A 14,405-nucleotide genomic window follows, 5' to 3' on the forward strand; every position below is an offset into this window, starting at 1 on the left:
GCCTTAGCGTTCGCTTGATGGATGCGACGTTCGCCCGGGAGATCTGGAAGATCATCGAGCCGCTGCACGCGGTGACGTACTTCGCCGAAGAGTGCCGGACGGCCAACAGGGAGGCCGGTCTCAAGGGCTTCTGGATGGGGTACTTCGGGAGCCGCGCCGCGCCGCTCGGGCCGGTGTCCGCCGGGACCGTCGAGGCGACTTTCTTCGGGTTCCATCCGGCGCGGGTACGACGGGCCGTACCGGACGCGTGGGCCTTCGCTTCGCCCGAGAGCATCCTCCGGCTACGGGGCGCGGCCGCGGCCCGCGCGCTGCGCCGGGCCTTTCCGGGAATCGAGGGCGTGGCGGTGACGGCGGCACCGCTTCTCCACGAGGTGGTGACGGCGGCGGACGGGGCAGGGCGTCCCCTGTTCGCGGCGAACCGGGACCTGCCCGTCCCCGAGGACCCTGTGGAGGCGCTCTGGCAGGCGACCACCGCCTTGAGGGAGCACCGGGGGGACGGGCACGTCGCTCTCCTGACCGGGGAGGGGCTGAACGGACTGGAGGCGAACGTGCTTGCGTCCGCCGTGGGTGTCGTCCCCGCCGAGCGCCTCCAAGAGAGCCGCGGCTGGTCACCGGAGGAATGGGCCGAGGCGGTCGACGCCTTCACCCGCCGCGGACTCATGGCGGACGGGCGGGCCACCGAGAAGGGACGAGCCCTCAAGGCGCGCATCGAACAGAGTACCGACGAACTGGCGGCGCCCCCTTACGACGTCCTGGACGACCCCACCGCGGTCTACGAGTCACTCTTCCCAGCGGCGAGGGCGCTGGGCGACGAGATCCCGTATCCCAACCCGATCGGCGTTCCCCGGGCCGGCTGACCGGCCCTACCCCTGCCCGCGCTGCCAGGGCTCCCACTCGCTGGTGGGGATCTCGATGCCGAACGGCTCGGGCAACTTGATGGCCTCGCCGAAGGCCCAGGTCATCGACTCCTTGTATGAGCCGGATGCGGTGTCCGGTTCACTGAACAGCGTCGTCTGAGCTTCGCCGGGATCGCGGTCGACCAGGAGGTAGAAGGGGATGCCGACCCGCGCGTACCCGTTCCACTTGGTCGGGTTGGCCCGGCGCAGCCCAGGACGACGGTCTTCGGGCGCGGTGCTCGGCGAAGTGACTTCGAGCGCCAGGGCGAGATCCTCTGCGGACAATGGCATTGTGCGCGTAGTCCGGCCCTGGTGACACGACGATCTCCCCACCGATGATTTCGACTCGGGTGCCGTCGTGGGGAAGATCGAGTACGTCGGCGAGCTCGTCCCGCATCCAGAGGTTGTAGGGGGTGTCGGGGAGCTCGCGGTGGTGGTGAATCGTGGCAACAATGCTCACTTTGGGTGACTCTTCCATCACGCTCGGCTCCCGTCAGTGTAGAGACCGTGTGTGACCAGCGTACCCAGGATCGGTGATCGCGGCCGTGAGGTCAGGTCTTCGACAGGTCGGGTTCGCGGATGGTGCGGTCGATGCCCGCGGCGGCGTAGGCGGCGGTCTCGTCGAGGGTCTCGTTCTCCAGGAGTGCGGCGGCGAGGGAGTCCAGCCTGCCCCGGTTGGCGCGGAGGGTCTCCAGGGCTTCGGCGTAGCACTCGTCGACGATGCGGCGGGCCTCCAGGTCGACCGCGTCCAGGGTGCCCTGGGCGGCGTAATGGCTCACCGGGCCGTCGCCGTCGGCCGGGAGGATCGACAGGGGGCCGATCTTCTGCGACATGCCCCAGCGGCCGACCATCCCACGAGCGATCTTGGTGACCTGCTCCAGGTCGCTCTCCGAGCCGGTGGTGATCACGCCGAACACCAGTTCCTCGGCCGCCATGCCGCCGAGGGCGCCGATGATGCGGCCGCGCAGGTAGCGCTCGTCGTAGGCGTACCGGTCGTCGTCCGGGGTGGACACGGTGACGCCGAGCGCGCGGCCGTGCGGCACGATCGTGATCTTCCGGACCGGGTCGGCGCCCGGCTGCAGCATGCCGAGCAGCCCGTGCCCGGACTCGTGGTACGACGTGCGGCGCCGCTCCTCGAACGGCATGACCAGGGAGCGGCGCGTGCCGAGCTGCACCTTCTCCAGCGCGCTCTGGAAGTCGTCCATGTCGACGGCGTCCTTCTCGCGCTTGACGGCGAGCAGGGCGGCCTCGTTGACGAGGTTGGCCAGTTCGGCGCCGGTCATGCCGGGCGTCATCTTCGCGATCGAGACGATGTCGGCGTCGGCGTCGAGCGGGACGTCGCGGGTGTGGACGCCGAGGATCGCGACACGTCCGTCCAGGTCGGGCGGGGAGACCGCGACCTGCCGGTCGAAGCGCCCGGGACGCAGCAGCGCCGGGTCGAGGATGTCGGGGCGGTTCGTCGCGGCGATCACGACGACGCCCTCGGAGCCGGAGAAGCCGTCCATCTCGGTGAGGATCTGGTTGAGCGTCTGCTCGCGCTCGTCGTGCCCGCCCATGCTGGCGCCGCCGCCGCGCGTCCGGCCGATCGTGTCGATCTCGTCGATGAAGATGATGGACGGGGCGGTCTTGCGGGCCTCGGTGAACAGCTCGCGGACGCGGGCCGCGCCGACGCCGACGACCATCTCGATGAACTCCGATGCGGCCGCTGAGTAGAACGGGACGTCGGCCTCCCCGGCGACGGCGCGGGCCAGCAGCGTCTTGCCGGTGCCGGGCGAGCCGGTCAGCAGCACGCCGCGCGGGACGCGGGCGCCCATCCTGCGGTACTTGCCCGGGTCCTTGAGGAAGTCGACGACCTCGCTCAGCTCGGCCTCGACCTCGTCGATGCCGGCGACGTCGGCGAACGTGGCGCGCTTCTCGTCCGGCGCGACGGGCTTGGGGGAGCGGCCGAAGCCGCCCATGAGCCCGCCGCCACCGCCGCCGGTCATGCGGCGCTGCAGCCACACCATCACGCCGACCCACAGGCCGACGAACAGCAGGGTCGGCAGCAGCGACAGCAGCAGGTTGGCGAGCAGGCCGCGGTCCTCGTTGACCGGCTTGGCCTCGACCTCGACACCCTTCTGCACCATCTGCGTGTAGATCTTGTCGTCGGCGAACGCCGGGCGCAGCGTCTCGAAGGAGGTGTAGGTCTTCTCCCCGTGCCCCGGGACCTGCTGCTTGCTCTTCAGCTGGCCCTGGATCTCGTAGCCCTTGGTGTAGACGTCCTTGACGTTCCCGGCGGCGACCTGCTGGGTGAACGCCGTGTAGGGGATCGTCACCCGTTCCTTCTGGCCGGTGACGTGCATGGACATGTAGCTCAGCGCGAAGACGGCCAGCAGCAGCCCCCAGAAGAGAGCGGTGTTGCGGCCCGGCCTCCACCCGCCTCCGCCCAGACCGCGCGCCGGCCGGTTCCGCCGGTCCGGGACGCCTTCGGCGCGCCACGGCTGGTCGGGGTCGCTGCGGGGCGGCACCGACTGGCGCCTGCCGGGCTCCGCGGAGCCGGAGCGGCGCGCACCGGTGTCCGGCGGCGACGTCCTGCTGGGCTGTGGCGCCTCGTTCGGCCGCGGCGCGGGTCGCTGGTCCGGCACGTCTGGCATCTCCCCGAATGATCAAGGTGTTCCCGCTGGCGCCCGCCGCCGCGACGGCCGGCCCGGAACCCCGGCGGGTCCCGGGGAGATAAACGGCGTTCGGTCCCCATCCGTTCCCCCTGCCATGGGCGGCCCCGGGTGCGGCCTACTGAGGGGCGCTCGGAGTGACGAAGCCGTACTTGTTGAACAGCTTCTGCGCTGCGGGTGTGAGCAACCACGACAGGAAGGCGTTCGCGGCGTCCTTGTGGTCTCCGTCACGGAGGGCGGCGGCGGGGAAGGCCACGGTGACGTTCTGGTCGGCAGGGATGGGGACGCTGCTCGCCGCGATCCCGGCCGAGCGCAGGTCGGTGATGTACACGAGGCCCGCGTCGGCCTCCCCCGAGCGGATCCGGTCCAGGACGGCCCGCGCGCCGATCTCCTCGCTGCTCCATCGGACCGTCAGACCCGCCTTGGCGAGGACCTGCCTGGTGTACCGGCCCACCGGAACCGACCCGGCGCCGACCACCACCCGCAGGCCCGGCCGGGTCAGGTCCCGCAGGCCCCGGATGCGCCGCGGGTTGCCCGGCCCGACCGCGATCGTGAGCGAGTCCTGCGCGATGATCCGGCGGCGTCCGGTCAGATACTCTCCGGCCTCGTTCATGCTCGTCCTGTCCGCGGTCACCAGGACGTCGCCCGGATCGTGCTCGGACAGCCGGTCGGCGATCTCCGGTGCGGCGCCGAACACGAACCGCAGCCGGACGCCCGGATTGTCCTGGTGGTAGGCCGTCCCGATCTCACCGAACACCTCCGTCAGCGACGAGCCGGCGAGGACGGTCAGGGTCGTCGGCCCGGACGAGCCGCCGCAGCCCGCACCGAGACCGGGGAGGATGAGCGCGGCGAGCAGCGCGGACGCGCGGAGACGCCGCCGACGGGGGGATTCGGGCATATGGCCTCATCCTAGGGTCGTGCCCGTCGCGCTCCCCGGATTCGGCCTGGCGTGTCAGTGGCCCGCACTAGGGTTTCCGCAACTGGAGATCACGTTCTCGGAGGCTCGACGATGTCCCTCGACCTGATGGAACTGCTGCCCGGCGACTGGCGGCAGCGGCTCGACCCGCTGCTCGACCCGATCGCCACCGCCGCACTGGGCGCGTTCGTCGCGGGGGAGTACGCCGGGCAGACCGTCTACCCGCCGCGCGACGACCTGTTCAACGCGTTCCGGCACTGCCCGTTCGACCGCGCCCGCGTCCTGATCCTCGGCCAGGACCCCTACCACGGCCCCGGCCAGGCGCACGGGCTCAGCTTCAGCGTCCGCGACGGCGTGCGGCTGCCCCCGTCGCTGCGCAACATCTACAAGGAGCTCGGCACCGACCTCGACGTCCCGGCGGCGGCGTCCGGCGACCTCACCCGCTGGGCCGACCAGGGCGTCCTGCTGCTGAACGCCGTGCTGACCGTCCGCGGCGGCGAGGCGGGCTCGCACGCCGGGAAGGGCTGGGAGGACTTCACCGACGCCGCGATCCGCGCGCTGAACGACAAGTCCGAGCGGGTCGTGTTCGTGCTCTGGGGCGCCTACGCCCGCAAGAAGGCCCGGCTGATCACGGGCCCGCAGCACACCGTGATCGAGTCGGCGCACCCGAGCCCGCTCAGCGCGAAGAAGTTCTTCGGCACCCGCCCGTTCAGCGCCGTCAACAAGGCCCTCGTCGACGCGGGTCTCCCCGAGATCAGCTGGGGCTAGCGGCCCGGGTTCACCCCCGCGGGGGACGGACGTCACCCGGCGGCGGGAGGCGGCGGACGGGCGGCCCGGTGGATCGTCGGGTCATGACCGTTTCAGCTCACCTGCTCCCGGAACGGACGCGCGCCGCGCACCCCCCGCCCGGACGCCTGCGCCTGGCCGTCTGCGCGGCGACGATCGCCGCGTGCGTCCCCTACCTCACGATCAAGATCGCGTGGCTGTCCGGCAGCACGGCCGGGTGGAACGACCCGTCCGCGGCCGGGGACTCCGCGCTCTACGCGGGCAACGCGATCACCATGGCGATGGACGCGGTGGCCGTGCTCGTCGCGATGACCTTCACGTTCCGGTGGGGCCGGCGCGTCCCGGCCTGGCTGGTACTGACGCCGATCTGGGTCGCGGTCGGGCTGCTCGCGCCGATCGTCCTCGCCGTCCCGCTGGGCAGCCTGCTGCAGGTGCTCTTCTCCTCGGAGCCGCTCACAGCGGACGACAACGCGATCCAGGGCTGGGTGTACGCCGTCGTCTACTCGGGCTTCACATTGCAGGGTCTCGGGCTGCTGACGGCGTTCGTCCTCTATGCGCGCGACCGGTGGCCCCGGGTCTTCACCGTTCGCACCAGCGACGTCCCCAAGGGCGCGACCAACCCGCTGCAGGTGCTCCTGGCGCGCGGGGCGGTCGTCCCGGCCGCGGCCTTCGCGGCGATGCACCTCTACTGGGCGTTCGGGGGGACGGCGGGTCTCCGCGCCGACGAACTCGAAAACCGGAACCTGGGCCAGCAGCTGGCCGACGGCGTGTGGGGGCTGCTGGCGCTCGCCGGCGCGACCGCGCTCGTACTGATCGTCCAGCGCGTGGAACGCCCGGGCCGGTTCGTGGCGCCGCTCGCGGTCGCCTGGGTCGGCGCCTCGGCCACGTTCGCGTGGTCCCTCTACGGGCTCCTCGTGATGCTCGCCCGGCCGGGCTTCCTCGCGTCGGACGTCACGGCCGCGGCCGCCCTGACCGCGCTCGCCGGGCTGCTCGCCGGGCTCGTCATGGGGCTGACCGGCGCGTTCCTGCTGGCCGAGGATCAGAGCGCCAGGCCCACCGCCAGCAACACGCCGTAGGCGATCTGGAGCCGGCCGGTCTCGCCCAGCACCGGGATCAGGGCGGGACCGGCCGCGCCGTTCAGCACCTTCCGTGTCGGCGGCAGCGACAGCGGAGCCGCGAGCAGCGCGATCAGCGCCCACGGGTGCACGGCGCCCAGCGCCAGGACGATCATGAACGGCAGTGCGGTGCAGGCCGCGTACATGATCCGTGTCCAGCGGTCGCCGAGCAGCACGGCGAGGGTCCGCTTGCCCGACTCGCGGTCGGTGGGGATGTCGCGCAGGTTGTTGGCGACGAGCAGCCCGCACGCCAGCAGCCCGATCGGCACCGCCGCCGCCCAGGCCTCCCACGGCAGCCCTTCGACCTGGACGTACACCGTGCCGACGACGGCGACGAGGCCGAAGAAGACGAACACCGAGACCTCGCCCAGCGCACGGTAGCCGTACGGGGTCTTCCCGCCCGTGTAGAACCAGGCGGCGAGGATCGCGAACGCGCCGACGAGCACCAGCCACCAGGTCGTCACGGCGGCGAGGACGAGCCCGGCCACGGCGGCGGCGAGGAAGCAGCCGAGCGCGGCGGCGAGCACCTGTTTCGGCGGCGCGACCTTCGACCCGACGAGCCGGAGCGGCCCGACGCGGACCTCGTCGGTGCCGCGGATGCCGTCGCTGTAGTCGTTGGAGTAGTTCACCCCGATCTGCAGGACGAGGGCGACGAACGCGGCGAGCACGGCGCGCCACCAGACGGGATCGCCCTCGCCGGCGGCGACGCCGGTGCCGACGACGACGGGAACGAGGGACGCGGGCAGGGTGCGGGGCCGGGATCCGGCGACCCATTGGGAGAGCGTGGCCACAGTTACCGCATGTTCTCGTGGGACGACAGGGGGACTAACGCTTCGATTCTTCCCGATGATGATCAGTGCTCGGGCGCAGCCGCAGCGAAAGCCCGAGCCCGAGCGCGAGGATCGCCGCGGTGGTGAGCGCGGCGTGCCTGGTCGCGGCGGCGAGGCTCGCGTCCGCGGCGCGCGCCGCGGTGGCCATTCCCGGCGTGTCGTGAAGATCACGTCCGGACGTCCCGGCGCTCTCGCGCAGGTCGTGGGCGATCGCGGCCTGCCGTCCGGGCGGCAGGCCGGAGCCGGACAGCCGGTCGGTCATCGCGTGCCCGAGGCTCGTCGCGAAAACCGTGCCGATCGCGGCGATGCCGAGCGCCGCGCCGACCTGCCGGGCCGTCGACTGGGTCCCGGACGCCTGCCCGGACCGCGCCGCCGGGACGTCCGCCAGCGACACGTTCGTGAGCTGCGCCGACGTCAGGCCGAGGCCGGTCCCGTACAGCAGCATCCACGGCGCGAGCCCGAGCCCGCCGGTCGTCGCGGAGACGGTCAGGCCCAGCGCGGCGACCGCGGCGACCTCCAGCACCATCCCGAGCTGGACGACCTGGTGGGCGCCGCGCCTGTTGGCGAGCCTGCCCGCGTACCCGCCGGACAGGAACGCGCCGAGGGCGAGCGGCAGGATCGCCAGGCTGATCTGCAGCGGGTTCGTCCCGTGCACGCCCAGCAGGAACAGCGGAAGGACGAACAGCAGCCCCAGTTCGCCGACGTTGATGAGGGCCGAGGCCAGGTTCCCGCGCCGGAAGTTCGGGATGCGGAACAGCTCCAGGTCGAGCATCACCGGACGTCCGGCGGCCGCCCGGGACCGCTCCACGACGACGAGCGCGGCGATCAGCACGATGCCGAGCGCCAGGACGACCGGGACCGGCGACAGGCCCGTCTCCGGCCAGTCGAACCCCGCCGTCGAGAACGGGCGCGTCGCCGCCCACCAGCCGTAGGTCTGTCCCTCGATGATCCCGCACACCAGAGCGCCGAGCCCGAGCGCGGACAGGACGCCGCCCGTCCAGTCGATCTCGCGGCGCGCGTCCGCGACGCCGGGAGCCCGGGTCTCGGGCATGAGGCGGAGCGCGCCGGCGATCAGCGCGGTGCCGAGCGGCAGGTTGATCCCGAACGCCCAGCGCCAGCCGCCTCCGGTGGCGAGCGCCCCGCCCGCGAGCGGCCCGAGCGCCGCCATACCGCTGATCAACGAGCCCCAGATGCCGAACGCGACCGCCCGGTCCCGCCCGGTGAACACGGCGTTCACCGTGGACAGCGTCGCCGGCATGATCATCGAGGCGCCGACGCCCTGCAGCGCCCGCGCGCCGATCAGCGCCGAGCCGCTCCCGGCCAGCGCGGCGGCGAGGCTCGCCGCCGCGAACACCGTCACGCCGAGCACGAACATCCTGCGGCGGCCGAACAGGTCGCCCGCCCGCCCGAACGGGATGAGCAGCGCGGCGAACACCAGCGAGTACACCGAGGTGACCCACTCGGCGTCCGTGGTCGTCATGCCGAGGTCGGAGACGATCCGCGGCAGCAGCACCCCGACGATGGTGGCGTCCACGACGATCAGCGACACGCCGAGGCTCATGACGACGACGCCGAGGCGGCGGTGCCGGACGGCGGGCGGCGGCGCCGGGGCGCGCGGCGGCGTCAGAGAGGTGGACTCGGGCACGACTTCAAAGATATGGCCGGGTCGCCCATGCGGTTCACCGACCCCTGGCTATGCGCTGATGTCGGTGTGCAGCCGGATCTGCCTGACGGGCTCGCCCATGTCCAGCGTCCGGGCCGTTCCGTCGGGTGCCCATCCGGCCGAGCCGAGGAACGTCCGCGTCACCTCGTCGTCCTCGAAGACCCATGAGATCAGGGTGGCGAAGCCGTCCTCGCGGAGGAGGTCCGCGGTCGCGGCGAGCAGCCGGCTGCCGTGCCCGGCGCGGGTGTGCAGCGGATCGACCAGCAGGGTGATGAGCTCGGCGGCGCCCGCCGGGTCGAGGTCGGCGTCCTCGGACGGACCGTGCGCGGCGAACCCCACGACCAGGTCGGACGCCACCGCCACCAGCAGCCGGTGCCGCGGGCTCGGCGGCGCCGTCGCCGCCTCCGCCCACTTCTCCCGCCACAACTCGGCCGCGTCCTCCCCGGTCACCTGGTCGAGGACACCCGCCGGAAGCAGGTCGCGGTATCCGTGCCGCCAGGCCCGCACCTGGATTTCGGCGATGGCGCCCGCGTCCGCACGCCGTGCGGCCCGCACCCCCACGTCCGCCATGCCCCCACGCCCTTTCTTCCCGGAACAAACGACACCCTAGAGCCCTCCACGGCACCCGGCACGGCGGCGCCCCGGGCTTAGCGACCGCCCCGGACCGCGATCAGCCGCTCCGCCGCCTGGCGCGGTAGGCGCGGGTCTTGGTGCGGTTCCCGCAGACGCTCATCGAGCACCAGGAGCGGGACCGGTTCTTGGACGTGTCCAGGAACGCCCAGCGGCAGGTGTCCTCCTGGCAGACCTTCAGGCGCGGCCACGTCCCGGCGGCCACCGAGTCCGTGATCGCGGCGGCGATGCGTGCCAGCCCGGCGGCGGCCGAGCCGGGCGGATCGAGCGGGACGAGCGCGGGGCGCGGGCCGGTGAGGGCGATCCGCAGCGGCAGGGCGGCGAGTGCGTCCTCCAGGTCGTCGGGGTAGTCCGCCCCTCGCGGGCCGTGGTGGGCGGACATGGCCTCGCGGAGCCCCTCGCGCAACGTGATCGCCGTGTGCAGATCGGCGTCGCCGGCCGGCGTTCCTCCCGGGACGAGCCCCCGTTCGGCCAGCCATCCGGCGAGCTCGGCGGGTGTCGCGATCGCATCGGTGCCGGGCTCGATGTTGAGCGTGTTGACGAAGTCCGTGAGCAGCAGCGCGGGGTCCCCGTCCGGGTGCGTCTCGGTCATGACCCCTCCTGCTCGTCCACTGGGCACTCTACCAAGGTGCGACACCGGCATATAGGTTTTACTGGTTGCATCATGCCGACACCAGCGTTACGGTTTAGATGGTGTCAACGAACGGGAGGACGTCATGAACGAGCTGCCGTACCTGGCGGCGCTCGCCACGCGCCATGTCTGGGCCGAGCGCGAGTACGCGCGGCTTCACGCGGACATCGCGGAGGCGCGGCTCATCGCCCGTGCACGGTCGGTGGAGCGCGCGGCCGAGCGACGGGCCTGGGTCCTCGACCGGATCGGCGGACTGGCCCGCCGGCGTCGGCCCGAGCCTTACTGCGCCCGCGCGGCCGCACGATCGGCCCACGCCCTCCGGCCGGTAGGAGGCGTGCGATGACCCCGAAGGTGGGCAACATCGTCATCGACTGCGCCGACCTGGACGCCATGGCGGCCTTCTGGGGACGCCTGCTCGGCATGAAGACGACGGCGGCGAGCGGCGACTGGCTCGACCTGGAGCCGCTCGGAGCCGGCGGGCCGATCCTGTCGTTCCAGCGCGTCCCCGAGGGGAAGAAGGGGAAGAACCGGCTTCACCTGGACCTGGACGTGCCCGACGTCCACGCCGCCGGTGAGCGGGCGGAGAGCCTCGGCGCGACCCCGGCCGGCGGTCCCATGGGCGACCCGAAGTCGCCCTTCCGGGTGTGGCGCGATCCGGAGGGCAACGAGTTCTGCTTCGTCACCGCGTCATGACCGCAGGACGGCGGCGAGGCGGCGGACGCCCTCGGCCAGCTCCGGCTCCGAGGCCGCCCTCCCGTAGCTGATCCGCAGGTGCGGTGCGGGGGCCTCGGCGGGGAAGAACGGCCGCCCCGCGCTGACCAGGACACCGGCGCGCAGGGCGGCCTCCGCGAGCGCGGTGTCGTCCACGCCGTCCGGCAGGCGGGCCCACAGGTGGAATCCGCCGGCCGGACGGTTCACGCGCAGCTCCGGCAGGTCGCGGGCGAGCGCGGCGAGGAGCGCGTCCCGGCGGGACCGCAGGGCGTCGCGGACGGCCCGCAGGTGCCTCGGCCAGCCGGGTGAGCTGACCAGTTCCAGCAGCGTCTCCTGCAACGGCCTGGCAGGGAAGAACTCCTCGACGAGCTGCGTCGCGCGGATCCGCTCGGCGACGGGCCCGCGGGCGATCACCGCGGCCACCCGCAGGCTCGGCGCGGTCGCCTTGGTCAGGGACGCGATGTGCACGACCCGCCCCTCGGCGTCCTGCGCGATCAGCGGCGGCGGAGGCGCGTCGACGCCGAGGTGCCGCGCGAAGTCGTCCTCGACCACGAACGCGCCCGCCGCGCGCGCCACGTCCAGCACCTGCTCGCGCCGCTCGGGGCTCAGCACCGTGCCGGTCGGGTTGTGGAAGGTGGGCTGGGTGTAGAGGACCCGCGCACCGCTCATCGCGAACGCCTCGGCGAGCAGGTCCGGGCGGACGCCGTCCGCGTCCACGGGAACCGGCACCGGGTGCAGCCGGCTCGCCCGCGCCACCGCGAGGAGGCCCGAATACGTCGGCGACTCGACCAGCACGGGTGCGCCCGGCGGGAGCAGCGCCCGCAGGACAGTCGTCAGCGACTGCTGCCCGCCGCTGGTGATCACCACGTCGGCGGGGGAGACGGCGCCGCCGACCGTGCGGGCGAACCAGGCCCGCAGCCCGGGCATCCCGCCGAGCTGCGGCATCTCCCACGCGTCCGGGCGCCGGGCGGCCCGCGCCGCCGCCGTCGCGAGCGCCCGCGCCGGCTGGAGAACGGGGTGAAGGTAGCCGCCGCTGAGCACGGCGACGCCTTCCGGCGCCGGGGTGAGCAGCCACGACACCTCGGACGGGTCGACGGACCGGTCGCCGAGCGTCACCGCCTGCCAGCCGAAGTCGGCCGGTTCCCGGGCGGCGCCGGCACGCTCCGCCGCGAACGCACCGCTCCCCGGACGCGTCACGACGAGGCCCTCGGCGGCGAGCACGCCGAGCGCGCGCGACACCGTCACCGGGCTGACCCGGTGCCGCTCGACCAGCGCACGGCTGGACGGCAGCCGCTCGCCGGGGCTCATCCGGCGGACGTCCGCACGCAGGATGCCGGCCAGCGCCGCCACACTGCTATCGTGTTTCATGAAGAATGAGGATAGCGCTACTGATACCAGGGCGATAGCGCCTCCCACCCTCGGGTCCGGTCTGTGGCTCGCCGCGCTCGGCGTCCTGATCTACTCCTTCACCCTCCCCGCGACGGTCGTCGGGCTCGAAGGGCTCGACCCGTACCTGATCGGCGTCGGCCGTTCGGCGGCCGCGACCGTCCTCGCCGCCGTCGCACTGCTGTCGGTCCGGGCCCGCCCGCCGCGCCGCGGCCAGTGGCCGGGTTTCGCGGTCGTCGTGGCAGGGGTGATCTTCGGGTTCCCCGTCCTCAGCACGCTCGCGCTCGACCACGGCGCCTCGTCCGCCCACTCGGCCGTCGTCGTCGGGCTGCTGCCCGCCGCCACCGCCGTGTTCGGCGTGCTGCGCGCGGGGGAGCGCCCGTCCCGCGCGTTCTGGCTCGCGAGCGCGGCCGGCACGACCTGCGTGACCGGGTTCGCCCTGATCCGCGGCGCCGGCCACGTCACGGCCGCCGACCTGTTCCTGTTCGCCGCGCTGCTCGCGGCCGCGGCCGGCTACACCGAGGGCGGCCGCCTGGCCCGCGACATGCCGGGCTGGCGGGTCATCTCCTGGGCCCTCGTGCTGGCCGCGCCCCTGACCGTGCCCGCCACCGGGTGGCTCCTCGCGACGACCCACCCCGTCTGGACGGGCCGTACCGCGCTCGGCTTCGGCTACGTCGCCGCCTTCTCCGCCTACCTCGGCTTCTTCGCCTGGTACGAGGGGCTCGCGCGGGCCGGGATCGCCCGCGCCAGCCAGGTCCAGCTCGCCCAGCCCGTGCTGACCCTGCTCTGGTCCGGCATCTTCCTCGCCGAGCCGATCGACGCCACGACCGCGCTGGCGGCCGTCGCCGTGCTGGTCTGCGTGGCCCTCACCCAGCGCACCCGCGTCCGGCACACCTTGCGGGACCTGACAGGGCCGCGCACGATGGAGGTGAAGACGTCACAACGCGGTGACTTCCAGGGGGTCGTGCATGGCCGACGAGCTGATCGTTCCTGAGGGCGGGTTCTGGCCCGCCCCGGAGGTCCCCCAGCCGAACATCTACCCGATGGAGTGGCGCGTCGAGACCGACAAGCTCGCCGCCATCTACCAGAGGTCCAAGCGCATGGTCTGGAACCCCGCCGACCTGCCCTGGGACGACCTGCGTCCCGAGGACTTCAGCCCCGAGCAGCGGCTCGGGATCATGTACTGGTTCGCGGTCCTGGCCAACTTCGACGCCTCCGGCCCCGCCGTGTTCGCCCGCGCGACCATCCACGCGTTCGAGCAGCACGAGGAGGACCCCGTCCGCAAGTGCTTCTTCTCGATCACGCGGGACGAGATGAACCACGAGGAGTGCTGCCAGCGCGCCATCGCCCGGATATGGCCCGGCGGGCCGCTCGACTGGCGCCCCGGGACCGACCTGGAGAAGGCCGCCCACAACAACATCGGCTGGCTGTACCACAACGGCGGCCGCTACTGGCAGGGCTACAACACCGCCGTCCGCAAGTACTCGCTCGCCGTCCTGTTCACCAGCTTCATGATGGGCGAGATGGCGGCGTCCACCCTGTTCCGCGGTATGGCCACCGGCACGCGGCATCCCGTCTTCGGCGAGATGTTCCAGAAGATCGGCCGGGACGAGTCGCGCCATCTGCAGATCTGCATGACCATCCTGGAGAACGAGTGGCCGGGCCTCACCGACGACGTCAAGGGCCAGATCACCAAGCAGCTCCGCGCCGGGTTCGTCTTCCTGTCGATGATCCTCTGGGAGCCGCCGGAGGGCTTCTGGGACCTGCCGCCCTACTTCCTCACCAACCACCGCGTCCTGATGGGCCACGCCCGCGACGCCGGCCTCGGCGTCCTGTCCTTCGAGGAGCAGGCCGAGAACTGGAAGGTCGCCATCGCCCGTGTGCGCGCCATCGTCGAACGCTGGGGCATCGAGTTCCCCGCCATCCCCGAGCTCGACATCTCCGGCGTGGACGTGACCGGCATCGATCCCGAGGACATCATCCCCGTGTTCTGACACGCGTGGGCGTCAGTCCTTGACTATCTGGGCGAGGAGGGTGACGACCGCCACGCCCACGCCTATCGGGACGGCGAGGTTCGGGGCGGCGGCGGTCAGCGCGGCGGCGGCGACCGCCGCCAGGCCGATCACCAGCGCGCGGGTACTGATCAGGGGGCGCGGTTCGCGCCGGTCGGGCGGGACTCGCATGCCGGAT

Annotated in this window: 16 protein-coding genes; 7 read left to right on the plus strand and 9 right to left on the minus strand. The window is 72.8% G+C overall.

Going from position 1 to position 14,405, the window contains the following annotated elements; translation table 11 throughout:
- Positions 1-17: 17 nt before the first annotated feature.
- On the plus strand, positions 18-857 hold the full coding sequence (locus tag ACQPXG_RS14260; RefSeq protein WP_433468143.1) for an SCO6745 family protein: 840 nt from the start codon (positions 18-20) through the stop codon (positions 855-857).
- Between the two features lie 6 nt (positions 858-863).
- Here ACQPXG_RS14260 and ACQPXG_RS14265 read toward each other — a convergent pair whose 3' ends face one another.
- The 3 genes from ACQPXG_RS14265 to modA form a co-directional block, all read right to left on the minus strand.
- A complete protein-coding gene (locus tag ACQPXG_RS14265; protein WP_433468144.1) occupies positions 864-1,187 on the minus strand; it encodes a Uma2 family endonuclease in 324 nt (107 codons plus the stop codon).
- Positions 1,188-1,447: 260 nt separating this feature from the next.
- Positions 1,448-3,529 (minus strand): ATP-dependent zinc metalloprotease FtsH, encoded by a 2,082-nt coding sequence (ftsH, locus tag ACQPXG_RS14270; RefSeq protein WP_433468145.1) that lies wholly within the window; start codon positions 3,527-3,529, stop codon positions 1,448-1,450.
- Positions 3,530-3,665: 136 nt separating this feature from the next.
- Positions 3,666-4,445 (minus strand): molybdate ABC transporter substrate-binding protein, encoded by a 780-nt coding sequence (gene modA / locus ACQPXG_RS14275; RefSeq protein ID WP_433468146.1) that lies wholly within the window; start codon positions 4,443-4,445, stop codon positions 3,666-3,668.
- Between the two features lie 111 nt (positions 4,446-4,556).
- On the opposite strand from modA, the gene ACQPXG_RS14280 reads away from it, so the two are divergent.
- Together ACQPXG_RS14280 and ACQPXG_RS14285 are read left to right on the plus strand one after the other, a co-directional pair.
- Positions 4,557-5,231, plus strand: a complete 675-nt coding sequence (locus tag ACQPXG_RS14280) for a uracil-DNA glycosylase (RefSeq protein ID WP_433468147.1) — start codon at positions 4,557-4,559, stop codon at positions 5,229-5,231.
- 83 nt (positions 5,232-5,314) lie between these two features.
- On the plus strand, positions 5,315-6,325 hold the full coding sequence (locus ACQPXG_RS14285) for a hypothetical protein (RefSeq protein ID WP_433468148.1): 1,011 nt from the start codon (positions 5,315-5,317) through the stop codon (positions 6,323-6,325).
- Here the strand turns inward: ACQPXG_RS14285 and ACQPXG_RS14290 are convergent.
- From ACQPXG_RS14290 to ACQPXG_RS14305, 4 genes are all read right to left on the minus strand, one after another.
- Positions 6,289-7,155 carry a 1,4-dihydroxy-2-naphthoate polyprenyltransferase gene (locus ACQPXG_RS14290; protein ID WP_433468149.1) on the minus strand — a complete coding sequence of 289 codons (867 nt, stop codon included), beginning with the start codon at positions 7,153-7,155 and terminating at the stop codon, positions 6,289-6,291. The genes ACQPXG_RS14285 and ACQPXG_RS14290 overlap by 37 nt on opposite strands.
- Positions 7,156-7,189: 34 nt before the next feature.
- Positions 7,190-8,839 carry an MFS transporter gene (locus ACQPXG_RS14295; RefSeq protein WP_433468150.1) on the minus strand — a complete coding sequence of 550 codons (1,650 nt, stop codon included), beginning with the start codon at positions 8,837-8,839 and terminating at the stop codon, positions 7,190-7,192.
- 48 nt (positions 8,840-8,887) lie between these two features.
- A complete protein-coding gene (locus ACQPXG_RS14300; protein WP_433468151.1) occupies positions 8,888-9,427 on the minus strand; it encodes an N-acetyltransferase family protein in 540 nt (179 codons plus the stop codon).
- A gap of 100 nt (positions 9,428-9,527) precedes the next feature.
- Positions 9,528-10,079, minus strand: a complete 552-nt coding sequence (locus tag ACQPXG_RS14305) for a CGNR zinc finger domain-containing protein (protein WP_433468152.1) — start codon at positions 10,077-10,079, stop codon at positions 9,528-9,530.
- A 124-nt stretch (positions 10,080-10,203) separates the two neighbouring features.
- Here ACQPXG_RS14305 and ACQPXG_RS14310 point away from each other — a divergent pair, with 124 nt between their 5' ends.
- Complete coding sequence (locus ACQPXG_RS14310) at positions 10,204-10,461, plus strand: hypothetical protein (RefSeq protein WP_433468153.1); 258 nt, start codon at positions 10,204-10,206, stop codon at positions 10,459-10,461.
- Positions 10,458-10,811, plus strand: coding sequence for a VOC family protein (locus ACQPXG_RS14315; RefSeq protein WP_433468154.1), 354 nt, complete (start codon positions 10,458-10,460; stop codon positions 10,809-10,811). The genes ACQPXG_RS14310 and ACQPXG_RS14315 overlap by 4 nt, the downstream gene beginning before the upstream one ends.
- Here the strand turns inward: ACQPXG_RS14315 and ACQPXG_RS14320 are convergent.
- A complete protein-coding gene (locus ACQPXG_RS14320; protein WP_433468155.1) occupies positions 10,806-12,197 on the minus strand; it encodes a PLP-dependent aminotransferase family protein in 1,392 nt (463 codons plus the stop codon). The genes ACQPXG_RS14315 and ACQPXG_RS14320 overlap by 6 nt on opposite strands.
- On the opposite strand from ACQPXG_RS14320, the gene ACQPXG_RS14325 reads away from it, so the two are divergent.
- Both ACQPXG_RS14325 and ACQPXG_RS14330 read left to right on the plus strand, forming a co-directional pair.
- Positions 12,196-13,209, plus strand: a complete 1,014-nt coding sequence (locus ACQPXG_RS14325; protein ID WP_433468156.1) for a DMT family transporter — start codon at positions 12,196-12,198, stop codon at positions 13,207-13,209. The two genes, ACQPXG_RS14320 and ACQPXG_RS14325, sit on opposite strands and share 2 nt — an antisense overlap.
- Positions 13,184-14,209 carry a hypothetical protein gene (locus tag ACQPXG_RS14330; protein WP_433468157.1) on the plus strand — a complete coding sequence of 342 codons (1,026 nt, stop codon included), beginning with the start codon at positions 13,184-13,186 and terminating at the stop codon, positions 14,207-14,209. The genes ACQPXG_RS14325 and ACQPXG_RS14330 overlap by 26 nt, the downstream gene beginning before the upstream one ends.
- Before the next feature lie 12 nt (positions 14,210-14,221).
- Here the strand turns inward: ACQPXG_RS14330 and ACQPXG_RS14335 are convergent, their stop codons facing one another.
- Positions 14,222-14,398, minus strand: a complete 177-nt coding sequence (locus ACQPXG_RS14335) for a hypothetical protein (RefSeq protein WP_433468158.1) — start codon at positions 14,396-14,398, stop codon at positions 14,222-14,224.
- Between the last annotated feature and the right edge of the window lie 7 nt (positions 14,399-14,405).

The organism is Spirillospora sp. CA-128828, from assembly GCF_050945415.1.
GTDB lineage: Bacteria > Actinomycetota > Actinomycetes > Streptosporangiales > Streptosporangiaceae > Spirillospora.